Source organism: Burkholderia singularis (assembly GCF_900176645.1).
GTDB lineage: Bacteria > Pseudomonadota > Gammaproteobacteria > Burkholderiales > Burkholderiaceae > Burkholderia > Burkholderia singularis.
In genome coordinates this window covers 1-25,082 of record NZ_FXAN01000040.1, presented here as the reverse complement: position 1 = coordinate 25,082, position 25,082 = coordinate 1, and the positions used below count along the sequence as shown (strand labels likewise).

Sequence of the window (25,082 nt, the reverse complement as noted above, 5' to 3'; positions counted from 1 at the left end):
GCCGCCCTAACCCGCGTCGGCCCGTGCGAGCTGATCAGCGATCGGCAAGCGGCGAATTCGGCGGCCGGTTGCCGCGAAGATCGCATTGGTCAACGCCGGTGCAACGGGTGGCAGCCCCGGCTCGCCGACGCCGCCCATTGGCGTTGCGTAATTGTCCGGCTCAACCAAGTGCACACGGATTTCACGCGGCGTCTCATTCATTCTCAGTACTTGATAGCCGTTGAAGTTAGTCTGCTCAGTGCGGCCGTTCTTGAAGCTGATTTCGCCATGCAACGCAAGTCCAAGCCCCATCACGACCGCTCCTTCGAGTTGCGATCGGACACGCTCCGGATTGACCTGCGGCCCGCAATCGATCGCAATGTCGACGCGCGGCACGCTCAATTTGCCATCCTGATCGATTTTCACCTCGCAGATCACCGCGGTATAGGACACGAAGCTACGATGCGCGGCCACGCCAAGACCGCTTCCTTTCGGCAGCTTACGGCCCCAGCCCGCTTCATGCGCGACAACTTCAATCACGCGCCGCAAACGGCCCGTATCGACCGGATACAATGCAGGATCCTCTCCATAATTCGTATTCTTGACCGACACGTTCGGCTCAAACGTGCGCGCGGGACCGATCAGTTCGAGCAGAAAGTCCTTTGGATCCCGGCCGGCCGCATGAGCCAACTCGGCAGCGAAACTCTGAATGCCGAACGCGTGCGGAATGTTGTAGACCGACCGAAACCAGCCGATCCGGGTGTGCGCGGGTGCCTCGGGGTTTTCGATCCGTATGTTCGGGATGGCAAACGGCAGATCGACGACGCCCTGCACAAGCTCGCCCGGCTGTTCATGCACGATGCCGGGTTTGAATGTCGATTGAATCGACGGGGCCGCACTCCGATGCAGCCAGCCGACAACCTTGCCCGACGAATCGAGTGCGCCTTCGAAATACTCCAGTGCTACTGCGTGAAAATAGTCGTTCGTGATGTCGTCCTCACGGGTGAACGTCAATTTGATCGGTTTTCCTGTCGCCTTCGACAACAATGCGGCTTCAACGACGTAATCCGGCTTGGACTTGCGGCCGAAACCGCCACCAAGCAGCGTGACGTTGACGGTCACGTTGCTCTGCGGCAAGCCGAGCGCTTTGGCCACCTCGTCGCGCGCAGACTGCGGCGCCTGCGTGCATGCCCAGATGTCGCATTGCCCGTCATGCACATGCGCGACCGCCGCGGGCGGCTCCATCGTTGCATGCGCAAGGTGAGGCAGATAGTACGCAGCACTGATTTTCTTCGCGGCACCCGCGAACGCAGCCGCACTATCGCCTTGGTTGCGAATCACCGAACCGGGTTGCTTTGCCGCTGCTTCGAGCCGATCGCGATACGCCGCCGAATCGTAGCCGGCATTCGGGCCATGTGTCCATTCAATCCTCAATTGCTCGCGCGCCTTGATCGCAGTCCACGTGTCGCGCGCGACCACGGCAATGCCGCCAAGCGGTTGAAATCCGGACGGCAGCGGTGTTGCATTCAACTGGATCACGTCGATGACGCCCGGCATCCTCCGTGCGGCGGATGCATCGAACGACGCGACCGTACCGCCGTACACGGGGGGCCGCGCGATCACTGCATACAACATGCCGTCGATGCGCGTATCGATTCCGTACCGCGCAGTACCGCCGACGATATCGCGGCCATCGATCAGTCCGGTCTTGCCCTTGCCGATATAACGGAATTCAGCGGGCAGCTTCAATGCGACCGTCGCCGGATCGGGCACCGCGAGTTCTGCCGCCCGGCTCGCCAGTTCGCCGAAACCGAGCTTGCGGCCTGTCTTCGTATCGACGACTTCATGCACACCCGCTTTCACCTGCTTCACGTCAATGCTCCACATTGACGCAGCCGCCGACTCCAACATCGTCCGCGCCGCGGCTGCCGCGCGTCGCAACGCAGTGAAGCTCTGACGCAAGCTGCGCGAGCCGTCGGTATTCTGGTTGCCGTAACGCACCTCGTCGCCCACCGCCTGCTCGACCTTCACGCGCGCCCAATCGGCGCCCAGTTCGTCTGCAATCACGAGCGCGACACTCGTGCGCACGCCCTGTCCCATCTCGGAACGAATGCAGGTCACCGTCACCGCGCCATCCGGCGCGACACGCACGAACAAACGTGGATCGTCGCGCAAACCGTTTGGCATACCCGCGCCGCCATACTGAGGATTCGCGCTGACAGGAGGCCCCCCGGGCGCATTTGCAGTAGCCGCCTGCACGAGCGCGGGCCCGCCGATCGCGAGCAGCAATCCACCTGATGCGAAACCGAGCAACAGCGCGCGACGGCTTTCGTTTTGTACGGCAAGTTCGTCGCTGCTCATACCGAACCTCCTCGGCTTGCAACCAATTTGATCGCCGCGCGAATCCGTGTATATGTGCCGCAACGGCAGATGTTGCCCGCCATTGCCTCGTCGATGTCGGCATCGCTCGGATGCGGATTCGTCTTCAGCAATGATGCAGCCTGCATGATCTGGCCGCCCTGACAGTAGCCACATTGCGCGACGTTCAACTCCTGCCACGCGCGCTGTAGCGGATGACTGACGTCGGACGACAATCCTTCGATCGTCGTCACGCGTTTGCCCGCCGCGGCCGCAACCGGCGTGATGCACGCGCGTATCGCGACACCGTCGAGATGGACCGTACATGCACCGCACAACGCCATGCCGCAGCCGAACTTGGTGCCGGTTTGGCCAAGCACGTCGCGCAAATACCAAAGCAGCGGCATTTCGGGATTGCCGTCGAAGTGTCGTTCGCGTCCGTTGACGGTCAGTGTGATCATCGTTCATCTCCTTATAGGATTCGATCGCGATCGGACGCAAATGGCGTCCAGTATTGCGGGGGAAATCGAAGGCTATCGCGAAATCGAAAAGATTGCGCGCAACGGCACGCGGCCAGTTTCATCCGCACTTCTTACTGTTAGCGTTTTATATAGACGAGCAAAGATTACTTGCGTTTGGCAATCCTCTATCGCAACGTCTGTCTTGCAGGGAAAACACCGATGCTGTAGTCCGACTACACTTCTACCATCGAAAGCAGTGGAGAATCGCTACATCAGATCAGGCCGTATCTTTCTCCACTTGGTGCGTTGCGCCGAACATCTCACAAGCTCCGGCATTACCCGCCCAACCAAAATCCCTTCATGGAGAGAGACATGCAGACCAAACTCTGGCCGGCCGCCGTGTTATCGGCGGCCGTACTCGCCAGCGCCCATGCGGAAGCCAACGATTTTGCTCCCAATTCCGCGTCGTCTTCCATCGGGTCGAACGCCTTCGCGGCGGCCGCTGCACACCAGCGTGCCGACGATCTGGTGAGAAAGATGACGCTCGATGAAAAACTTCGCCTTATCCATTCGCAATACGAAATGAGCCAAGTGCCTGGCGGAGGCGCGGGCTACATCCAGGGCGTACCCCGGCTCGGCATTCCCGATCTGAACATGGTCGATTCCGCAACCGGATCTGGCAGCACATCGCAGGCAAGCACGACGTTCCCCGCCACGCTTGCAGTCGCCGCGAGCTGGGATCGTCGGCTGTCGTATGCGTATGGCAAGGAAGTCGCGATTCAACTCCGCGCGCAAGGTTTCGGAATGGGGCTTGGCGGAGGGACGAATCTTGCGCGGGAACCACGTGGCGGCCGGCTCTTCGAATACCTCGGTGAAGACCCGGTGCTCGCCGGCGAACTCCTCGCAGAACGCACGGACGGCACACAACGACAGAAGGTTATCGCGACGATCAAGCATTACGCCGGCAATGAGCAGGAACACTCTCGGATGGGCGGTAACAGCCAGATCGACGAACGGACGCTGCGCGAACTGTATTTGCTGCCATTCGAAATCGCCGCGAAGCGCGCGCAGCCCGGCAGTGTGATGTGCAGCTATAACCGGCTCAATGGCGACTATTCATGCGAGAACACCCATCTGCTTACCGATGTATTGAAGAACGAATGGGGATTCGAAGGGCAGGTTCAATCGGATTGGAACGCGACGCATAGCACCGCCAAGGCGATCAATGCGGGGCTTGACGAAGAAGAGGATGTCACCCCGACCAACTACCTGACGCCGAGTCTCGTGCGCCAGGCGATTGCCGACGGATCGGTGTCAACCCAGCGCCTCGACGATATGGTGCGGCGCAAGCTGTATGTGATGATTCGCACCGGCGTGTTCGACGATCCGCCCAAAGGTGGAGGCACGATCGATTTCGCGGCAGCCAATGCGTTCGCGCAAAAGGTTGCCGAACAATCCATCGTTTTGCTGAAGAACGACGGCAATCAGTTGCCGCTTGCCGCCGCCACGCTGAAGAAAATCGCGGTGATCGGCGGCCATGCCGACGCAGCTGTGATGTCAGGCGGCGGATCAGGCAATACACGCGACCCTGTCACCGGCTCGTTCGCCGGATGCGGTGGGCTGACGTTCGGTACATCGACCGGCTGCAGCTGGTGGCGCAATCCGTGGTTGAAGGTCGACGTGCCGATCGTCAAGGCCATCCAGATACTCGCGCCGGGCGCGCAGGTTCAATTCGCCGGCAACAGCGACCAGCAATCGCCGTTCCGTGCGTATACGCAACAGGAAATCGACCAGGCCGTAGCGCTCGCACGCAACTCCGACATCGCAATCGTCGTCGTCACACAAGCCGCTGGCGAGGATTTCGGCGAACTGCAAAGTCTTTCGCTGGCGAATCCGTCGAACCAGGATGCACTCGTCGAAGCCGTCGCTCAGGTGAATTCGCACACGATCGTCGTCGTTCAGAGCGGCAATCCCGTGTTGATGCCTTGGAAAGATCGCGTCGCGGCAATCGTCGAAGCGTGGTATCCGGGCGAAGGCGGGGGCAAAGCAATCGCGAATGTGCTGTTCGGCCGCGTGAATCCATCCGGCAAACTGCCTGTCACGTTCCCGGCACGCGATCAAGATACGCCGACGTGGGGAACAAACGGCACGTTCGAAAACGATCCCGTCTACGCGGAAAAGCTCAATATGGGTTACCGCTGGTATGACGCGAAGAACATCAAACCGATGTTCGAGTTCGGTTACGGCTTGTCCTACACGCACTTTTCGTATTCCGGACTTTCTGTTACTCGTCTGCCGGGCCGCATGCTCGACGTATCGTTCAATGTACGCAACGACGGCGGCGTCGCGGGCGCGGAGGTTCCGCAAGTCTATCTCGGCGTGCCGTACAAGGACGAACCGCCACGGCGTCTCGTTGGCTGGGAAAAGATCAGCTTGAATCCTGGCCAGACGCAGCGCGTGCATATCCCAGTGTCGGCACGGATGCAGAGTGTATGGGATACGTCGCGTAACGGCTGGCAGTTCGTGCCGGGCGCCACGGTGTATGTCGGCGCGTCGTCCCGCGATATTCGGCTGCAAAGCAATTGAGTTCGGCTAGCCGGGGCGGCAATCCGCGCCCGGCTGCCGATTCGGCAATCTGCAAATATCCGTGCGCGGCTTGAAACTTAACCGCCGCGCACTTCTGTTTGTCTGAAGCGCGTACTCCGCACGAAAAATAACATACGGAGCACGGACATTCCGGCATATCCGCGCCAACCGTAACTGAGCTAGTGCGCGTTATCGAGTTTTTTCTCAAACCACGTTTATCCAACGTGCCGACCCGATCATTATTTGCCCAACCCCAACAATTCTTCCATCCGAGTCTTTTCGAAGATTTCGCAAATTTCCATTCAAACGCTTAGATACATATCGACAAACAGTTAATCGCCCCACTCCTCACCTTGAAATTTTTCATTAGAAACACTAACCTCAAAAAAATCTGGCAAACACTCGCAGCAGGATTCTCAGATAAAGCTCACTTGCCCGTCTTTATTCGTTTCAAGCAAAGCAATAATTTCAATTTACAAACACACTCCCAATCAATTAAATACAAATATGTAAATTAAATTCTTCACTGCTCGCACATAGAACACTCACCTGATTTTGGCATCAAAATAATATCTTCCGCGTACTAACAGTACTCGCCCACCATCATGTCCGATGGCCTTAAATCGCCATCCTGCTTTTAAGGAGAATACGAATGCAACTGGATATAAGATCTCGGACACTCGCGTACCTGTCAGGCTTGGCCTGCGCGTTGTCCATATTCGTGAATCAACCCGCATCCGCGTTCGAACGCACTGCAGGGATATCGGCACGTGCAACCGAAACGCAGGCACATCAAACATGGCGGGCGAGACTGGTCCATACCCCCCCAACGCCGGCGGCAGGCTGCTTCCGGGTTTCTTATCCAAACCTCACCTGGAAGCAAGTGGCGTGCGATACCACCGCTGCGCGCGCCATCTCACTATTGAGGAAAAGCAGTTTGGCAGCCAGATTCCGCACGGCCATCGCTGATACCGACAACTCCAACGGTTACGTACTCGCGGCAAATGGCCTCATCAATACCACGCTAAGTCAATTTACCTTCGTCATCGGCGTGACATCCATTACGGACGGCCTGATCCCAATGAATGACTTATATTCGTTACGAATATTGTCCGACGGCGATTCAACAACAACAGCTTGCAACGGCGTCGCCGACTGCAAGGTCCATCAAGAATTCGTCTATAACGTAATAACCGATCAGGCCATGCTATACATGGTTTCATGGTTATTGAATTACACAGCGGGCGGACAAGCCTGTCCAACGGGTTGGTTCAGCGACGGCGCGGCCGATTGCATGAAAGTCAGCGACATTCAATCTGTGCCTGTCGTATCCGCCCCTCAGCTTGGGAAGCTAACGATGCTAGGCGGAGTCACGCCAAGCGGAAATATTACCGTTAGCATCTCGATCGATGCTCCCGGTGGCGCTCAGACCTATTCCGTCACCGCGCCCGATGATCTGAAACTTGCAACCGTGTGGAGGAAGTCGTCATTTAATGTCTATGGTCAAGACAGCGGCCCTTCCGGTGGAGCGGAATTCAATCCCGGCTCATTCCTCGTCACAACCGTGCAAGTGATTGACGGAACATCTACTGCGCCGGCCTGCCTGCAACAGCCAATCGGCTCATTCACATGGACGGGCAATAATCTGACGCTTCAAGGCTGTAAAGCCTTTTCTTTCAACGGGCTTCCCGCTATCCAGTTTGTCGAGTCGAACTGAGGATGTGGAGCACCTGTGCACGAACGCCCTGGAGAGTCGATACGAAATAGCGTGCGGTATCCGAGCGGGCGAATCGGGAATGCGAATGCCACACGCGATGTATTCGTACAGTGTGCGGTAAAACCGTCGTGCCTACGTGAAGTCGCACTCGCGCTGAATGAAACCCGCTGCGCGAGAAGAGGATCCTAGCGCGTATCACGCCGATGCAGCGCGATGGCAAGCTAGGTTCAAAAAGCGGTCTGCACCATGACATAGTCATGCGAAAACGACTGAGGCCACTGCAACGAAGCCCTATCCGATGGCAAACTGATCTTCCGCGGTTGCATGGATTTCGATTCGGCCGGAATGCAACCTATTGGCGCTTTAATACCCGACGTCATGCTCGCCGACCAGTTGCTGAATCGCTATCCGGAAATCGAGCCGGTACTCGATGCGATGGAACTTCAATCCTGCAATGGCATGTCGGCTGTACCAGACGCTCCCGCGCGGCTCGCCGGCGGTGCGGCGGCCTTCACCTTTCGGGGTGAGGACAAATGCGGCTGCGACGATGCGACAGGTTGGATACAGGCGCTCGACGATCCGCGATTTGGCCGCGCGATTGTCCCGCTGCATCGCAATTTGGACCAAAACTAGACCGACGCGAAATTTACCGCAGAAAGGGGCCGTTCGCGCTCTGTATTCGTCGAATGCCTTGGAGAGGCGACCGGGACGACGCCCATGCGCTATCTAACCAAATTGCGGATGCGGTTCGCCGCGCAATGAATCTCGCGCGGCGGCGAAAGCGTCGAGGCCGCCGGGCTGGGATGCAGTTGACCCGCCGCGCGTTCAAGTGAGTTGTCGGGCAATCACCTCGCACGACTCAGGCAAATCAGCAAGCACATTCCCATCCAAATTATCAAAAAATGGCAATACCCTGATCACGCTTGAGCGAAATAATAGTTTGCTTTCTTTCATTTCGATTTGCGGTTACTTTAAAGTAACCATTAAATATTCGGAATAAATAACATCCAGAAAAAATTTAATGCCTAAACGTCTTCAATATTCCATCCTAATCGTGGAATACTGGCGCAGACGACTGGAATCGCATGCACGCGCAACAATTAGTAGCATTATTGAATAACAAATGCCGCCCACGGTACTGGCAACACTTTCGCCACGTGCCGCGAGACAGAAGTCTCAGACCCTGGTTGAGTCCAGCTTGCGGTTTCGCGGCGTCGGCACTCGACTTTTCGCAACACGCTTTGGTTTTGAGGTACGGAATATGTCAGAGGTGCGTATAAGAAATTTGAATCACCTGCGCGTCTTCATGGCGATCGTCGAAAAAGGCAGTTTCACCGCGGCTGCGGAATGTCTCGGCATGTCCAAATCACTAGTCAGTGAATACCTGAGCCGCCTCGAGGAGGAGATCGACACTCAGCTCGTCATGCGGAGCACCCGGAAAATCGCGCTGACTGACGCAGGCACCAAACTGTATGCGGCATCTCAGGCGTTCGTCGGCAATCTCTATGAAACCATCGGCAGCATCAAACACCTTCGCCACGAATCCGCCGGGCTGCTGCGGGTTGCGGCACCCAGCGGCTTTTCCACCACGCATTTAAGCTCGGTCGCGGCGGCATTCATTCAACAGCATCCGCAAATCGACCTGGAAATCGTGAGCAACGACGAAGAAATCGATCTCGTCGAGCAGCGTATCGATCTGGCATTCGAGGCAGGCTGGCCGAAAAACAAAGGATTCCGGATGAAAATGCTTGGAACGTTCGACCAGGTTCTGGTTGCGTCGCCAGAATATGTATGGCGACACACGTCGCCTACGCACCCGGAAGCATTGCCTCAAGCGCACTGGATCGGTCACCGCTGCCTCGCGAATTCGAGCCATTCCGTATTCTGCCGATATAAGCAATCGATCCGTGTGCAGACAAATGGCCGACTCAAGATGGAAAGCGTCTTGCTCGCGCACCAGATGGTGCTGGCCGGCGCCGGTGTCAGTGCATTTCCCGATTATCTGGTCGCTAATGACCTTCGCAATGGACGTTTGCACCGGCTGCTGCCCGAGTGGACGATGCAAAAGGGCGGCATCTATGCGTTTCGCACGTCGGCGCGAAACGCGTCTGTCAGAGAGCGGTTGTTTCTCGGCGCAGTACAGACGTATCTGACCGGGCTATTGCCTGCTGAGGGCCAGCCTGCGTCCATCGTGCATCAGACGGACTGAACCACAGATGGACCTGGCCGGTGCCGATCCCGTTCTCGTATTCGCTGAAAAGACGGCCGCGCGACACACAATCGCACGCTCCGATCGCGCCGGCCATCATCAGGTAATGGCCAAAGTTCGCTTCAGGTTCAAAATCCAGAAACTCCGGCATCGATTCGATCACCCGATCATGCCGGCCCGCCTCCAACCACGCAATCCGCCGCTCGTCCGCCTCGCGCGCAGCAGGCGTCACGATGTTCGATGCAGCGCCCGCCATCCGGTTACGCAATTCGGCAAGCGGCCAGAACATATGCGACAGGCCGCCCGACGCAAGCAACAGCACTCGACAATCGACACGTGCAACCGCTTCCGCAACAATTGCTCCCATCCGGACAAAATCGTCGGACGTCGCGGTCTGGCATATGGACATCGACATCCAGCGTTTGTCGGGCCGACCGAGATAGGTCCATGGATTCAAAGTCGCGTAGTGAATCGGCAAATATGGATCATCGACGGCGTCAATCCACGAGGCGTGTTGCGGCGCCAGATCGGCAATCATGTGCGCGAGTTCCGGATCGCCGGCCAAATCGTATGGAAGTTGGCGGATCGCCCACGGCATTTCATCCGACGTGAAGCGTCCTGTCCGACGCTCATGCGCAGTGACAACCGCTCCAGTCGTGGTCCGCCAGTGACTGTCGAATACCAGTACCGTGTCGTAATCGACCATATCGAAGATTTCGCGCCGTAGTTGCATGAGGCCGGTAACGAGCGTGAAATCGCGGCCGCCGTTTTCGCGCAGTCGCACGTCATCCGGCATCATGACGACAGGCGCATGCGAAATCAGGCCAGCGCCGATGATTCTTCCCATAAATGGTATCCCGTTCGAGAATTCAGCAATTCAACAAACATTCGGAAAACGAATGATCCAACGATTGATGCGCGCGAACGACGCGGCATCACGGCAGCAATAGCAGTTTTCCGGTCGTGCTGCGTGCGGCGAGATCGGCGTGAGCACGCCATGCGTCGGCGAGCGAGTACGTGCGGCCTATCCTGAGCTTCAACGAACCGTTTTTGATTCCGTCGAATACTTCGCTAGCGCGCCACTCGAATTCCTCGATGGTCGCACGGAAATGCTCGAGGTAAGGCCGCGTCAACGTCAGCGAACCTCCCCACAGCAGCCTCATGACGTCGACCGGCGGCACCGGCCCGCTCGCACCGCCGAACAGCACCAACGTGCCGCGCACGCGCAGACTCGCCAAGCTCGCATCGAACGTTGCGGCCCCAACGCCGTCGTAAGCTGCGTGAACACCGTTGCCGCCCGTCAAACGGCGTACTTCACCGGCAAGATCCTCGCCCGCGCGATGAACGATCACGGCGTCAACGCCGTTGCTAAGCGCGAGCGCCGCCTTCTCGTCAGTCGACACGGTACCGATCACGCGCACTCCGCGCTGTTTGAGCCACTGCGTCAGCAGCAGGCCCACGCCGCCAGCCGCCGCATGGACAAGCACCGTTTCGCCTGCGCGAGCACGATATGAATCGTTGACCAAATAATGTGCCGTCATTCCCTGGACGAGCGCCGCTGCGGCGGTTTGCAGATCGATCCCGTCCGGCACGGCAATCGCCTTGTCTTGCGGCACGATCACGCGAGTTGCATAGCTCCCCATCACGGTGGTCCAGGCGATGCGATCACCCGGCTTGAAGCGACTGACTTTCGGGCCGACCGCGAGAACGCGCCCCGCGCCCTCTTCGCCCGGCGTGCCGGGCAATGGCATCGGATAGCGGCCTTCGCGGCGATACAAGTCAATGAAATTCACGCCTGCCGCCTCGAGTTCGACGAGCAGTTCGCCGTCGCCGGCTTCGAGTTCGTCGGAACGCGTCACATAATTCAGAACTTCAGGGCCGCCGGTTTCGCGGATCTCGATGGCATGATGCATTCTGTATGCTCCGTCTGTTTATTCGTTTGCGCCGATTCTTGAAGATGCGTGGAAATACATCCGCACATCAATTCGCGACGACGCCGTCCAGCTCGACCTGATAAAGATCGAGCCAGTTGTTGAGCCGGCTGCTCGACTCGAGCAGAATTCGTTCAAATTCCGACAGGCTTCCGGTCTCGGTTTTTTCCGTGAGTTTGCGTAATGCGCGGCTATCGATGAACGGTTTCAGCGGCGCATGACCTTCGTCGATCGCTTGATTGAGCCGGGTAAGGAGGCCGCGGTCGTACCCTGGCGCCTGGATCGACGGATAAGCTGCTTTCTTGCGATTCAACACCGAATCGGGCAACAGATCAGCCGCCGCCGCGCGCAACAGCGCCTTTTCCTGACCATTGAATTTTTTCATTGCCCACGGAATGTTGAATACGTATTCAACAAGCCGATGGTCGCAGAACGGCACCCGTCCTTCGAGGCCGCTTGCCATTCCCATCCGGTCCTTCTTGTCCAGCAGTACCGGCAGCCATCGCGTGAGCGTCAAATAATGAAGCTCGCGCGTGCGCCGGTCCTCCGGATTCTCCCCGTCCAGTTGCGGGACTTCCGCGAGCGCCGAGTGATAGAGATCAGCCTCATATTCACCGAGCTTCAGTTCGTCGATGAACCACGAATGGAACAGTGCGCGCGGATCAAGCCCGCGGTGGGCACCCAGTTTGAGCCACGGAAAGGTCGGTGCACTCCGCGCAACGGGATCGGAAAACCACAGATAGCCGCCGAAAATTTCATCGGCCGCTTCGCCGGACAACGCGACAGTCGCATGCTTGCGGATTTCGGCAAACAGTTTGTATAACGACACATCCAGATCCGCGAAATTGAACGGTAAGTCCCATGCGCGCAACACCGTCTCGCGTATCGTCGGATCGAGCAGCCCGGCTTGATTCAATTCGATCGTATGATGATCGCTGCCGATATGACGGGCGACCTCCAGCGCGTATGGCGCGTCGGCTGTCGGACGAATCGGATCGGCCTGAAAGTGCTGCGTATGTCCGGTAAAGTCGACGCAGAATGTCGACAGCGTTCCGCCGCTTTGCCGCCGGTGCTTTTGCGCGAGCGCGGCGACGGTGCTTGAATCGATGCCGCCCGACAGCAGCGAGCACAACGGCACGTCGGCGACCATCTGGCGCGATACGATGTCGTCGAGCAGCGAGCGGATCGTCGCGATTGTCGTCGGCAGATCGTCGGTATGAGGACGCGCTTCGAGCGCCCAATAACGCGTCTCGATCATCTTGCCGTACCGGACCCGCAGCAAATGTCCCGGCTTCAGCTCGCGCATGCCGGAAAACGGCACTTGCCCCGGTGTGCGCAGAAACAGTAGCGCATCGCAAATCCCTTGCGACGACGTGCGCGCCTGCACGTCGGGATGCGCGAGAATCGCTTTCGGCTCGGAGCCGAACAACACGCCATCAGCTGTCGGAAAATAGAACAGCGGCTTCACGCCCAGACGGTCACGCACCAGCAGCAACTCGTCGCGTGCGGTATCCCAGATCGCAATCGAATACATGCCGTTCAGGCGATGAACGAATTCGACGCCCCATTCGAGATACGCACGCAACACGACCTCCGTGTCGCAATCCGTGCCGAAACGGTGGCCCAGCGCGATCAGTTCGGCGCGCAGTTCGCGGAAATTGTAGGTTTCGCCAGCATATGAGATGACCGCACGCGGCAAATCGCGTGGGCCCCGCTCCTGGCTCAGCATCGGCTGCGCACCGCGCTCCGGATCGATGATCGCAAGACGCCGGTGTCCCAGCGCGACATGCGTGTCGAGCCACACGCCGCGTGCGTCCGGTCCCCGGCGCACGAGCGTATCGGTCATCTTATCGACGATTTCCGCTTGGCCGCGCAGATCGCGCGCGAAGTCAACCCATCCAGTGATGCCGCACATGGCTGCTCCTATTGAAATACATTGATTGGCTTGAATTGAAACGACAATCAGAAAAGCGCGACGCAGTTCAATCGCGAACCCATGGCCCTCGTAGCCAACCTGCAGTGTCGTAGTCGTCCATGCAATGTCGAGCGAATTCCTCGCAGCTGGCGAGCTGGCCGGATCGCGTCGCCCAGGTCAGCGAATCGAGACGGATCTGGTCGAAATTGCCTGAATAATGTGTTTCGTAAACCGAATGACGCGAACCGAATTCACTGCCGGTCGCGTCCCAAATCAGCTTGAAGAGCTTGATTCGCTGCTCGGGCTCGAGCGCTGCGCCTCGGTAATAAGCGCCGATCAGTTGCTCGACGTGTGGATCGAGCAAATCCGCTGCGCTGGACACCGTGACGAGCGGCGAGCCGCCAAGCGCGGTCTCCATCAGCTCACGTACGCGCTTCCAGATTTGCGGCACTTGTATTCGCAGTGCCGACGCATACTCAAGCCTCGGTACGACGACGCCGGCAGCCGTGCGTTCGGGATCACGCGCCATTGCTGACGTAACGGCTCTCAACAAATGCCATAGCGCGATCAGTTCGCCGAGCGCGGCCTGAATGCCGCGAAACGCGTGCGTACCGTTCGCCCGCGTACCGAACGACAGCAACCCAATCATCAATTCCAGCTTGACGGCAAGCCGGATGCCGGATTGAAAGTTGTATAGATTTGCAAAACCAGACGATGAATAGAAACCGGTCGCACGCTTGACATCGCGGTAGACAAGGACGTCCTCCCACGGAATCAACGCGTTGTCGAAAATCAGCACGCTATCGTTTTCGTCGAAACGGCTCGCCAGCGGCGCGTCAAACGGACTTGTCGCCGCCGCTTCGTATGAAGGCCGGCACATCAGGCTCAGGCCCGGATTGTCCATCCGGGCGAAGAACACCACCGCAAAGTCTTCCGCCTTACCAGGTTCGAGCAGCGCCGATGCGACGGGTGCAACGAATGTCGCATTCGTCAGCGCGCCCGCGGTCGCAAGCATCTTCACACCGCTTACGACGATACCGCGATCGTTTTCACTCACCACGTGAACAAAAACGTCACGCATGTCGTGAATGGTTTTGCCGCGATCGAGAGGCGGATTGATGATCGCATGGTTCAGATACAACCCATGACTCGCGAAACGCTTGTACCAAGCCACGGCGTTCTGCCGAAAGTCGCCGTAATAATCGGCGCCAGCTTCGAGACCGGACATGAACGCGGCCTTGTAGTCAGGCGTGCGGCCCATGAAGCCATAGGTCATTTGCGACCAGATCCGGATGGCATCCTGTGCCGACAACAGATCGTCAGCCGAATAGCTCGGTTTGAAAAAGCGGTGCGTGATTTGCCCATGCTGGTCCGGCGCGGTCAAGCGCTCGCGATGCTCGCCATGCAAAGCGTCGTAGAGCGAAGCAATACTGCGAGCGGCATTGCGAAAGGCGCGGTGTGTCGTGACATCCTTAATACGCTCGCCGCCGAGATACACGTTGCGACCATCGCGCAAGCTCTCGAGATAGTCGTCCCCGTTCATCAACGTCATGTTCTTCTCTCCGTTGCTCGCCCAATCAGGCCGTGATGTCAGCCGCCTGCCGTTCCTTCGACAAATGCGGGTTGCGAAGCGGCGGTTCACCGTGGATATGAACTCGGCGCAGATGCCGGCCGGTACGGCTGACGAAACGCTCACGCCCGTGCAACAACGTGAAGTTGTCAGTCAATACCACGTCACCCGTCTGCCAGTGATGTGCGTAATGCGCACGCGGGTCGTATAGCCTGCGTTTCAGACTGTCGAGCAGCGTCTTTCTCTCGTATTCGGCAACCCCTTCGAACACGTAGTGCGAAGGATTGATGAACGTGTCGTCTCCTTCGAGTGGCGGTTCGCAAAACCGCAGAATCGGAAATTCACGACGTGGATGCCTGCCGATGATCGGCGCTTCCACCGTATTGCTGTAAAGCTCGACCGTTCGCTGATAGCGGCCGCTCGCGCGGCGCCAAAGCGCCAGCTCCTCCTGCGTCGCGATGCGCAACGCCTGCGTCGTGCTGGAAAACGTCGTGCGCCCGCCATCCCCTTCGCCAACCGCCTGCACACACTGAAATACCTGGAATTCCGGTACGGTTTCGAGGTACATCCCATCCCAATGCAACGGCACGTAGCTGTTCGCAAAAATATGGTCGTCCGGATCGGCATGCTCGACGAGTTCGAGTACGGCGCCAAACTGCCACATCATGATTTCGCCAAAAGTCGCGCAATAGCGGGTCAGGCTTTGGGCGTCGTCGAAACTGTCGAAACCGCGCAACACCACCAATTGCTGGCTGCGCACCAGCGCACGCAGCCACTCGATCGACAACTCACCGACGTGACGGCGCCCTCCGTCCGGTTTCACCATCACACCAAACGAGCAAGGTTCGCCAGACGCCCCGATCAACGGTTCAAACGCTACCGTTCGTTTCATGAAAAAGTCATTCATACGGTCTCCGAAGCAGTAGTAAGAAAGCGATTCTTGTTCATCTCCCCCGGATCGATACCCGTGCGCACGGACGAAGGCGCAATCTCGTAGTGGCTCGGCCGGTGATCGTGGGTCACAACGCGGCCGCCCAGCAACTCGGCATCGCGGCGCTTCATCAACATGAACTGGCCGCCGACACTCACCGCGACGCCATGCCACGGCGTCAGCCAGCTATCGCGTGTCTGCATCATGTGAATACCGATCTTCAGACTGGCGGCTGGTTGTGGATGAATTGACAGGCGAATCGCGTCAGGAAATCGTTCGGCCAGCAGTGCTCCCCATGCCCAGCTCCGCTGAATCACACCGAGCGCGCGCAATTTCGCATCTTTCTGCAGCGCGGTCTTGGACCCGCTGTAATCGGGCATTAAACCGTCTTCGTACATGAAGCGAGTCACTGCGCGATAAAGCAGCGTGCCTTCTGCATCCATCAGTTTTTGCTTGACCACATCCAGCGGGTCCGCATATGTGTCGATCAGCAACCGGCGCATTTCGTCGAAATCCGCTGTACGTCCGGCAAACGGTTCGAAATTTTCGAGGTTGTAGGTAGACAAATGCTCGGTGTCGAGATCAGCAATGATTCGCTGCAACGCTTGCTGATAAGCAGTGATGTCATGATCGTCGACTCGAATCAGATCGCCGAATACGCGTCCGTCCGAGCAAATCGTCAGTTTCGCGCCGGGTTCATAGAATCGTCCGATGTTTTCGCACATCTCATTCAAGAAAGCGATCGACAGTTTTTCGCCCATATCGGGAAGTCGTCCCAATACCTTGCCGGGATTCGGCGATTTCGACGGAAAAGCCGGCAACACGAACTCGATCGGCCGGTCCGTATCGACGAATTTCCGTATTCTGGGAAGTTGGATTTCGTGAATGCGTTCGATTTCATGGCGAATGTCGGATCGGTTTCTGTATTCCGGATATCGGCGGTGAACTCGAAGAATTTCACCCAGGACCGATCGGGAAATCTCCGTGTTCCGGTCGTATTTCATGAAGTTTCCTCGTTTTTAAATTAATTAGCTGACCGGAAAATTCTATTTTTAAGGAATAGCTCGATAAATACGGATTCATCGAAAGGATTGTTCGGAAAATTTTCTTCCAACAAAGAAAACGAAAAAGCTTACGCACTCGTTCTCCTTGAGGCGGGCACGCACTAACGGTGCCTTGGAGATGAAGACGGAAGGGAGATGAAAAGGAAGAGAGAATTGACGAGCATCACGCATCGGCACGGCGCCCGCAGCAAGCGTCATGCGCCTATGGCGATAGCAAACACGTGGTGGGTCCGGCCTGCGCTTATCTGTGGGTCAACGTGACATTCGTCGCGAGCTTGCCCAGCGGCGTCGGGATTTGCGGTGCGAAGACGTAAGTCTTCACGTTGGTCTTTTGCCCATTGCCGGCCTTCCGATCGCCCATCGTTGCAGCGAGCATCGACTGCCCAGTCGCGCGGCCCGTCGCAGGCATGACGGTCTGTCCAATCGTCACCGCATTGTCGAGCGGCATTGAACCACCTGTGATTTGATTAACAACAGATGGGCTTGCCGCCACACGCCAATGCAGAGTCGAATCAATCCGGCGTTCCAAGCACCGGTCTTGCAACGCGTGAAGGCGCCTTCACGGCTGGCGAACATGGCCGCATCAGCGATGCAAAGAGAGGCGATTGAAACCGCGGAAAGCACGCCACCGAGATCGGTGCACGGCGGAGAACGCGACCGTACCAACGTAAGCGTCAAGCCGCTTGATCGCGTGATGCGCAAATACATCGGCGCACCAAGGAGGTGGCGCGAATATTTGGCTCAGGATGAATTGAGATGCTTATTTTTGCGGCTGGCATGCTGTGCAGCGTGCCAGCCGCATATGACAGGATCGCCGATCACGGGGCGATCGGCGCCCCGATGTCGGATCGGCGGGTGGCTCAGTCGCGGTGATGATGCTTGCCGTGATGGCGGCCGCGCCGGTAGTCTCGATCGTTTTCGTATGAGTTGGAACGCGAGATATTGCCGCCGAGCGCCGCGCCCGCGCCACCGCCAACGGCTGCGCCGACAAGGCCGCCTGCACGGCCGCCCATCGCGTTGCCCGCTGCCGTGCCGGCGCCACCGCCAAGTGCACCGCCGATGATCGCGCCCGTGCGCTCGCGGCGGTTCGACGTGACCGCGCCGCCTGCGCCACCGCCGAGTGCACCGCCGATGACTGCGCCCGTGCTGCCGCCCACGGCGCCGCCGACGGCTGCGCCGGCTACCCCGCCAAGCGCGCCGCCAAGCGCATTGTTCATATCACCGCCGGCCATGGCCGGCAAAGATGCCGCGGCGAACAGCGATGCGGCAGCCACGATCTGAATGAGTTTCTTCGACATAGATGACAGGTCTTTCAGTTATGGGTTTTGGGACACCGTCAACGAGTATACCGGCGGCGCGAAAGGTTTTCGTTATCCAATGGGGGAGTGCCGGTAAGAGATGTAACAAAGTGATCCGTCCGCCGCTTCATTCACGTTTAGCTCGCGCCGTGCCGATCAGAAACTAAAGCATGAACATCCCAGCGCGCCCCAGAAGCCCGCGACATCTGACACTGGAATGTCCGAACGTCTGGCAAAATCGTGAACATGCCCATGTACGGCGCACGCGCCGCGACATTGATGCGCGATCTTTCCAGTCGAAGCGCTCGCCAAACGAAAATGTCCTGGATATTTAACGAGCGGAGACCAGTCCGGCATGACCGGCAACGGCATTGGTCCCCAATGCGCAAACTCGCCATAGGCGTGGACAATGTCGCCGCCAACTATCGTCAGCATCGACGATATCGCCTTGATCTGCTCGTGCGGAATGGAAAAATAATCGTCAGACAATACAGCCAGGTCTGCCAGCTGTCCCGGCGTGATAGCGCCCTTGCGTCCGGAATCGGAAGAAAACCATGCGCTGCCGACCGTCCACAGTTCCAGTGCGGTCTCGCGCGACAGCCGGTTCGCATGACCGTAGAGCGACATGCCGCCTACCGTCTTGCCTGACACAAGCCAATACAGCGCGGTCCACGGGTTATAGCTTGCCACTCTCGTCGCATCGGTGCCCCCGCCGACTGGCACGCCCAGATCCAGCATTCGCGCGATGGGCGGAGTATGGGCGGCGGCCTGCTTGCCATATCGTTGAACGAAGTATTCTCCCTGGAACGCCATCCGGTGCTGAATCGCAATCCCACCGCCCAGCGCGCCGATTCGTTCGATATTGCGAGGCGTGATCGTCTCCGCGTGATCTACGATCCATGTCAGCCCGTCAAACGGAATGTCTCGATCGACCTTCTCGAAGACGTTCAATATCCGTTCAATCGATTCGTTGTAAGTCGCATGAATGCGAAACGGCCAACGATGCGCAACCAACAGCCGGGCGACGCGCTCGAGATCGCGTTCCATCTCGGCGCCCTGAGTGGGGCGCGGTTGCATGAAGTCCTCGAAATCCAGCGCCGACCAAACCAACGCTTCACCGGCTCCGTTATTGCGAAGAAAATCGTCGCCTTTTCCCGGTCGAGTGGATTGGACCCACGATTCGAGATCTTCATACTCGCTGCCGGCACGCTGCGGGCACAGGTTATAAGCAATGCGAACTGTCATCTGCTTTTGCTTCGCCAGTTGCTCGATCACCTGATAGTCGTCAGGATAGCTTTGGTAGCCACCGGCAGCATCCACCGCACTCGTCACGCCAAGGCGATTGAGTTCACGCATAAACTGGCGTGTCGAATTCAGCTTGTATTCCAACGGAAGTTTCGGCCCCTGGTTCAGCGTCGCATACAGAATCGCGGCATTGGGCTTCGCGATCAGCATCCCGGTCGGCTCACCATTTGCGTCGCGCTGAATCTCTGCGCCTGGCGGCTCGGGTGTTTGCCTCGTATAGCCAACGGCCCGCAGCGCGGCACGATTGAGCCACGCGCGATCGTACAAATGCATCACGAATACCGGAGTATCCGGCGCAACCGCATTAATCTCCTCAAGCGTCGGCATCCTGCGCTCGGCGAACTGAAATTCGCTCCAGCCGCCTACTACCCTCACCCATTGCGGCGGCGGCGTGACGGCAGCCTGATCCTTGAGCATACGAAGCGCATCCGCCAACGACGGTACGCCCTCCCAGCGCAGTTCGAGGTTGTAGGTCAGTCCGCCGCGAATCAAATGCAGATGAGAATCGTTGAGCCCCGGAATCACGGTGCGGCCGCCGAGATCAATGATCTGTGTTCGTGAATCGGCATGCCGCATCGCGTCCCGGTTCTCACCGACAGCGAGAAACTTTCCGCTCGCGATCGCCACGGCCTGCGCCAAACGCTGCTTCCGGTTCATCGTATGAATCCGGCCATTCACGAGGATAAGATCGGCCGTCTCGGAACGCTCATCCGAGACTTTCCGCCGTGCGTCGAATGCGGCGCCGTCTTTGGTCAACACGCCCAATCCAACGGCGGCGGCCGACGACAGGAACGTCCGTTTCTTCATAGCATCCTCATCCTAGGTATCGCGGCTGAACGCTGTGCATGCATTGCATGCACACAGGCCATCACGGCGGCAATACCGCGCCTATGCCACCGGCTCCGGTAAAGCAATCTACTTGGCTGGCTTGGATATCGGCTTCGGATCCGGTTCGCCCATGCCGGAATAATCGAAACCGTGATAGAACGCAGATGTGGGAACCATGTAATCCGTATAGTCGAGCTCTTCGCGCAATATGCCGTATTTCTTGAAGGCTTCATGAAGCGCCTTGCTGCGAACCGGCGATGTGTTATCGGGGCGCGCCCAGTCCCTGACTAGTTCGAAAACGTAATCGACCGTGCTAAGCGGATGCGCACCTGCCTGAATCATGCGCTGAACGGCAAGATCGTGACCGACTTTGTTTGTCGTTGCCGATGCGTCGGCAATGAAATAAACATCGTATCCCGCCTTGATTGCCGACAATACCGGATAAGTCAAACAAACGTCTGACCACAGCCCCATCATCACCAATTTCTTTTTGCCTTTGCCAATGATCGCATTGCGTGTTGCGTCGTCTTCCCAAGTATTGGTGCTGGTTCGGCGATAAGGCTTCGCGCCCGGGTAGATTTCCCGCAATACTGGCATCAACGGTCCGGCGAACCCTGTCTCGCCGCCAAGCGTAAGAACCGTTGGCACTCTATAGAATCTGGAAAACCAAGCAACGGCACCGATATTCCGATTCAGTTCGAGCAGCTCACTGCTACGCGCCGATGTTGCCATCACGTCTTCGTAATCGATGATCACAAGCGTGTGATTGATTGGATTCAGCAACTCCGGACTTCTATAGTCACCGACTTTAGGAATATTCGAGAGCTCGGGAGTACTGTAAACCGAAGAAGGAATGTTCTCGTCGGCATGGGCCACGGCCGCAAGACTGGCAAGCACCGTGAATATCGGTGCGATCTTGTTGAACTTCACGTCTGCCTCTCCTGAAATTTATTTCTGGATAAATTTTCTCTAAATCACAAGCAATCCTGATTTTTCGAAATCAGGATTTGATTGAACGATAACGCAAATCGAGCCGGACATATGACTCATTCCTTGGAATGTTTTTCCCACATTTGAGTCACATCGTCGAACATTCTCGCTTCGGCAGCCCAACGCCGTATTAGCATTGCGCACCCGGTGACGGCGCGTCTGGCCTGCGTGTTTTCGATACTAGACGAATGAGCAGAGCCTACTGGCTCACACCATGTCACGCGCATGTCCGCGTGAGTGCCGGCACCACCGCGACGAGTTCTCCGCGCGCCGTCTGGCGGTACCGTTCCTGACGATTTCAGCGGTTTTTTATTTATTCGCGATCGACGGAAAGTCTTCCGGGACCTGCGGCGCACAATGCGAATAACCCACCCGCAATTGCAATGTTCTTATAGAAATGAATCATCATGTTCATCTGTACGGATTCGGGCATCGACCAATAGTGATGGCCGATGAATGCCGTGCCGATGGTATACAGGGCGAGCAACAACGCAAGCGGCCTGGTAAAAAAACCGACAAGAAGTGCGACGCACACCGGCAATTCCATGATCACTGCAATCAAGGCGGCCAGCGTGGGGAGCGGCGCACCGGTCGACGCCATATATTCGACCGTCCCGGAAAAACCCACGAGCTTCTGCCATCCCGAAGGAAGAAACAGCAGGACGATCAAAATCCGTGCGACCAACAGCAGTAGGTCTTTTTGATTCGCGAGAAAGTTCTTATTGAAATCCATAGTCGATTCCACTCCCAGTTCTATTTGATGTGCCGGCAAGGAGCCTGCACGGGTTTAATGATAGAGGTGTCTTGTCAGGGGCTCGGCTGCAGCCTCACCACGCGCCGCTCATCACCTGTTCCGCGACAAAGTTACCGAACCGATGAATCCGATAGCTCCCAAGTGCGACAACTCCCATGTTAGCCACCATACCGGCAAATGCAGGTATTTCGAAGTCCTTGAAGTTTGCCATGCGCTGTATGCCGCGCAATGTCATTCCGTCCTTTATCCGCCTGCGTCATGACAACCGCGATTTGCCGTGCCACCGCTTACTCTCAGCATGGCCCGGATGGACGCAGCAATCGCTGCCGCCATTGGCATCGATCTAGGCGTAAGATCTTTTCAGCGAACACTGAATTAGTTTCGTCTAACGTCTTTATCCCTGTTTCTTTTATCGGTCCATCGTCTCCAGAGCATATAGCATGCCGATTGATTTTCGCGGTGACTGTACGGATATCGAAACAAATATGCAATGCTCAATATTGGGAAAATCTGTCGAAAAAAAGCAACGATTCGGCATCTGAGCCATTTCCCTTCCTATACCTGCTCGAAGACCATGCGTGGCTTTCAGCATCAATCGATCGAAAGCAAGCTGTCAGATATCGTCAAATAGTTAAATATCGTAGGAAGAAATGAGGCTGGCGCCATCTAATAGTAGATTCCCGCTTCATCGCTCGAAGCCATAATGCGAGCAAGCAAACAATACATATCACCAACCATCATTAACATGGCGGCATAACTTGCAGCGGCATCGCCCAAGCCGCCGCCCGTTCCATATTGCCCCAATACCGTTATGCTAGATTTCAGCGCGCTCGCGTTTTTCGTTCAAGTTCTGGAAAAGAAAAGCATCACCGCAGCCAGCGAAACACTGAGCGTGCCCAAATCAACGGTCAGCCGCAGCTTGATTCGTCTGGAAGAAGAACTCGGCGTGTTGCTGTTGCAGCGCTCCACACGCAGGATCACGCCAACCGATGCGGGCCTCGAACTATATGACTATGCACGCGCGATCTTGAACGACGTCGAGTCGGCAACGATGGCGCTCCGTCGACGCGCGACCGAATCCGTCGGCACGATACGCATCAGTTGCTCGCATGGCTTCTCGGCATTCGTCGTGTCGACGATCATAGATCGTTTCATGCTGAAGCATCCGCAGATCCGGATCATGCAACACATCACGGACAAATTTGTCGATCTGCCGCACGACGGAATCGACGTGCTGATTCGCGCCCATCACCGTCCGTTACCGGATTCCGGCATGGTGCAACGCCCTCTCGGAAAAATACGATGGGGCTTGTTCGCGAATCCCCGGTTGCTCGCCGAGTATGCGCCAATCGTTGAGCCCAACGACGTCGAGAAGCTGCCGATGCTGTCCCATCACACGGTTACCGCCGAACGCTTGATACTCGATCACCCGACGCTCGGTCAAGAATCGCTGACTATCACGCCGCGGTTTTGCGGCACCGATATGCTCGCACTCAAGAAGCTGGCACAAAAAGCGCTGGGCGCGGTCGCGCTACCGACCTACATCTGCAAGCCCGAAATTGCCGACGGCACGCTGCAGCGTATCCTGCCGGACTGGACCGCGGGCACTGCGCAGCTCACTGTACTAATGACCTCTTCGCGCCAGGGGCCGCTTCCCGCGATCCGCGAATTCGTGGACTTTCTCGTCGAAGTCATCCCGGGGATCGTCAATGATTGACCGTTGTGTCGGTCGCAGTCCGCACACCGCATAGAAAGCCGCTTGACAAAACCGCGGCCGGCATTTGCACGTCAGAGCGGCCGGCGTTACGATTCCGGTCCCCACTCTTTCCAAGATGGATATGGCCACCTCATCGCTTCGTTCGTCCACCACGCGCGCCATCGTCACAGGCCACACTCGCGGGCTCGGCGCCGCGTTGGCCGAGCACCTCCTACAACAAGGCATCACGGTGCTCGGCCTGTCGCGCGGCCGCCATTCGTCGCTTGGCAAGCAATTCGGCAATCGCCTCACCGAAATCGAATTGGATTTGTCTGATCCCGCGCGCTTGGCAGCATGGCTTGCGTGCGGCACGCTGCAACACTTCGCCGATGGAGCCTCATGCATCCTGCTGTTCAACAACGCCGGTACCGTCGAGCCCATTGGCCCGCTCGATACCCAAGATTTCGATGCCGTCGCGCGAGCCGTCGGCCTGAACGTCACAACGCCATTGATACTGTCGAGCGCGATCGCCAAGCTTGCAATCGATACGACCGAGTGCCGAATCGTCCACCTGTCGAGCGGCGCGGCACGCAATCCGTATGCGGGCTGGGCTGTCTATTGCGCGACCAAGGCAGCACTCGATCATCACGCGCGGGCAGTCGCACTGGATGCCGGGCGCGCGTTGCGCATCGCCAGCGTCGCGCCGGGCGTCGTCGACACTGATATGCAGGCAACGATACGTGCTAGCAGCCGTGAGCGATTCCCGTCGATCGAGCGATTCGAGCGGCTCAAGCAAGAAGGCGCCCTCGCTTCGCCCGATGCGGTCGCTCGCACGCTGGTCGACTATGTGCTGAGCGATGCGTTTGGGGTAGCACCGACCGTGGACGTGCGTGATTTTTGATCGAGCGTGCATACCGGAAGCCGACCACCTGTATCGCCAAAGCTGCCCGAATCGACCAATCAGGACACGCAGCCGGCAACAGCGGCACTCGGCTCGCTTTCTGCTGAGCATCGCTCCTTTCACGATCGGGGGCCAAAGCGTGACGCCGGATTCACGTGACCGCCGCCAGTCAGTGAGCGGAAAGAGCACGCCGACTGCATGTGCTCCGCGCCCCAGCGAGCAGCTGCGTTGGCATTCGGTACGGGATTGGGCGCGTCTGATAACACATTCGCTACCTAGCCAACCGGTTCGGTAGCAAAACGATCGGTGTGCCCGTGACCGTCATCGATTTCAAGCCGATCCACTCCAACACGGGCTGCTGGGTAGCCATTGGCGCAATCCGGAAACGAGATGCGTGATCGCGATGCTTATTTATCAGGCTTCCTGAATATAAGAACAATACGAAGCCACAGCCTGCATTCATCAGATCGATTATTAACTGGCGACCTGTTACCTCGGGCGTAAGCGGCTCGGGTAGGCCAGTCCCCCATTCGCGCGCGCGTGAGGCATGATGGTGATGGCGTGGTGGAGTCCGTGACCTACACGGTTA

At 57.6% G+C, this 25,082-nt stretch carries 20 protein-coding genes; 6 read left to right on the top strand and 14 right to left on the bottom strand.

Translation table 11 applies throughout. The features are described 5' to 3' along the window. Positions 1-6 precede the first annotated feature (6 nt). Both BSIN_RS06505 and BSIN_RS06500 read right to left on the bottom strand, forming a co-directional pair. A complete protein-coding gene (locus tag BSIN_RS06505; RefSeq protein ID WP_089339877.1) occupies positions 7-2,340 on the bottom strand; it encodes a xanthine dehydrogenase family protein molybdopterin-binding subunit in 2,334 nt (777 codons plus the stop codon). After that, positions 2,337-2,798 carry a (2Fe-2S)-binding protein gene (locus tag BSIN_RS06500; protein WP_069235458.1) on the bottom strand — a complete coding sequence of 154 codons (462 nt, stop codon included), beginning with the start codon at positions 2,796-2,798 and terminating at the stop codon, positions 2,337-2,339. The genes BSIN_RS06505 and BSIN_RS06500 overlap by 4 nt, the downstream gene beginning before the upstream one ends. 372 nt (positions 2,799-3,170) lie before the next feature. Between BSIN_RS06500 and BSIN_RS06495 the strand changes: the two genes are divergently transcribed. The 4 genes from BSIN_RS06495 (at position 3,171) to BSIN_RS06480 (ending at position 9,310) form a co-directional block, all read left to right on the top strand. Then, entirely contained in the window at positions 3,171-5,384 is a 2,214-nt protein-coding gene (locus BSIN_RS06495; protein WP_089339876.1) for a beta-glucosidase family protein, read from the top strand. Positions 5,385-6,036: 652 nt separating this feature from the next. Then, entirely contained in the window at positions 6,037-7,101 is a 1,065-nt protein-coding gene (locus BSIN_RS06490; RefSeq protein ID WP_143757363.1) for a hypothetical protein, read from the top strand. 324 nt (positions 7,102-7,425) lie between these two features. Beyond that, complete coding sequence (locus BSIN_RS06485; RefSeq protein ID WP_143757361.1) at positions 7,426-7,734, top strand: hypothetical protein; 309 nt, start codon at positions 7,426-7,428, stop codon at positions 7,732-7,734. A gap of 628 nt (positions 7,735-8,362) precedes the next feature. Further along, positions 8,363-9,310 carry a LysR family transcriptional regulator gene (locus tag BSIN_RS06480; protein WP_089339873.1) on the top strand — a complete coding sequence of 316 codons (948 nt, stop codon included), beginning with the start codon at positions 8,363-8,365 and terminating at the stop codon, positions 9,308-9,310. Here the strand turns inward: BSIN_RS06480 and BSIN_RS06475 are convergent. The 12 genes from BSIN_RS06475 to BSIN_RS26180 all read right to left on the bottom strand — a co-directional run bounded on the left by BSIN_RS06475 (position 9,213) and on the right by BSIN_RS26180 (position 22,107). After that, the gene (locus BSIN_RS06475) at positions 9,213-10,157 is read right to left on the bottom strand and encodes a DODA-type extradiol aromatic ring-opening family dioxygenase (RefSeq protein WP_089339872.1); all 945 of its coding nucleotides are present in this window, start codon (positions 10,155-10,157) and stop codon (positions 9,213-9,215) included. The two genes, BSIN_RS06480 and BSIN_RS06475, sit on opposite strands and share 98 nt — an antisense overlap. 88 nt (positions 10,158-10,245) lie before the next feature. Beyond that, entirely contained in the window at positions 10,246-11,223 is a 978-nt protein-coding gene (locus tag BSIN_RS06470; protein ID WP_089339871.1) for a quinone oxidoreductase family protein, read from the bottom strand. A 67-nt stretch (positions 11,224-11,290) separates the two neighbouring features. Next, positions 11,291-13,156 (bottom strand): asparagine synthase (glutamine-hydrolyzing), encoded by a 1,866-nt coding sequence (gene asnB, locus BSIN_RS06465; RefSeq protein ID WP_089339870.1) that lies wholly within the window; start codon positions 13,154-13,156, stop codon positions 11,291-11,293. Between the two features lie 67 nt (positions 13,157-13,223). After that, positions 13,224-14,708 (bottom strand): 4-hydroxyphenylacetate 3-hydroxylase family protein, encoded by a 1,485-nt coding sequence (locus BSIN_RS06460; RefSeq protein WP_089339869.1) that lies wholly within the window; start codon positions 14,706-14,708, stop codon positions 13,224-13,226. A gap of 25 nt (positions 14,709-14,733) precedes the next feature. Beyond that, positions 14,734-15,633: a TauD/TfdA dioxygenase family protein gene (locus tag BSIN_RS06455; protein WP_059515379.1), complete on the bottom strand. Its 900-nt coding sequence runs from the start codon at positions 15,631-15,633 to the stop codon at positions 14,734-14,736. Further along, entirely contained in the window at positions 15,630-16,661 is a 1,032-nt protein-coding gene (locus tag BSIN_RS06450) for an L-tyrosine/L-tryptophan isonitrile synthase family protein (protein WP_089339868.1), read from the bottom strand. Before BSIN_RS06450 ends, BSIN_RS06455 begins: the two co-directional genes overlap by 4 nt. Positions 16,662-16,962: 301 nt before the next feature. After that, positions 16,963-17,169, bottom strand: a complete 207-nt coding sequence (locus BSIN_RS06445) for a hypothetical protein (protein ID WP_059515382.1) — start codon at positions 17,167-17,169, stop codon at positions 16,963-16,965. Positions 17,170-17,581: 412 nt separating this feature from the next. Next, on the bottom strand, positions 17,582-18,019 hold the full coding sequence (locus tag BSIN_RS06440; RefSeq protein WP_059515393.1) for a hypothetical protein: 438 nt from the start codon (positions 18,017-18,019) through the stop codon (positions 17,582-17,584). A gap of 156 nt (positions 18,020-18,175) precedes the next feature. Next, on the bottom strand, positions 18,176-19,981 hold the full coding sequence (locus tag BSIN_RS06435) for an amidohydrolase (RefSeq protein ID WP_256583685.1): 1,806 nt from the start codon (positions 19,979-19,981) through the stop codon (positions 18,176-18,178). Positions 19,982-20,239: 258 nt separating this feature from the next. After that, a complete protein-coding gene (locus BSIN_RS06430) occupies positions 20,240-21,082 on the bottom strand; it encodes an isochorismatase family protein (protein WP_143757359.1) in 843 nt (280 codons plus the stop codon). Between the two features lie 373 nt (positions 21,083-21,455). Then, positions 21,456-21,875 carry a DoxX family protein gene (locus BSIN_RS06425; RefSeq protein ID WP_059515397.1) on the bottom strand — a complete coding sequence of 140 codons (420 nt, stop codon included), beginning with the start codon at positions 21,873-21,875 and terminating at the stop codon, positions 21,456-21,458. Positions 21,876-21,969: 94 nt separating this feature from the next. Next, complete coding sequence (locus tag BSIN_RS26180) at positions 21,970-22,107, bottom strand: hypothetical protein (RefSeq protein WP_218192401.1); 138 nt, start codon at positions 22,105-22,107, stop codon at positions 21,970-21,972. Positions 22,108-22,707: 600 nt separating this feature from the next. On the opposite strand from BSIN_RS26180, the gene BSIN_RS06420 reads away from it, so the two are divergent. Then, positions 22,708-23,613, top strand: coding sequence for a LysR substrate-binding domain-containing protein (locus BSIN_RS06420; protein WP_059515399.1), 906 nt, complete (start codon positions 22,708-22,710; stop codon positions 23,611-23,613). A 115-nt stretch (positions 23,614-23,728) separates the two neighbouring features. Continuing rightward, complete coding sequence (locus BSIN_RS06415; protein WP_369828150.1) at positions 23,729-24,493, top strand: SDR family oxidoreductase; 765 nt, start codon at positions 23,729-23,731, stop codon at positions 24,491-24,493. Positions 24,494-25,082: the final 589 nt, after the last annotated feature.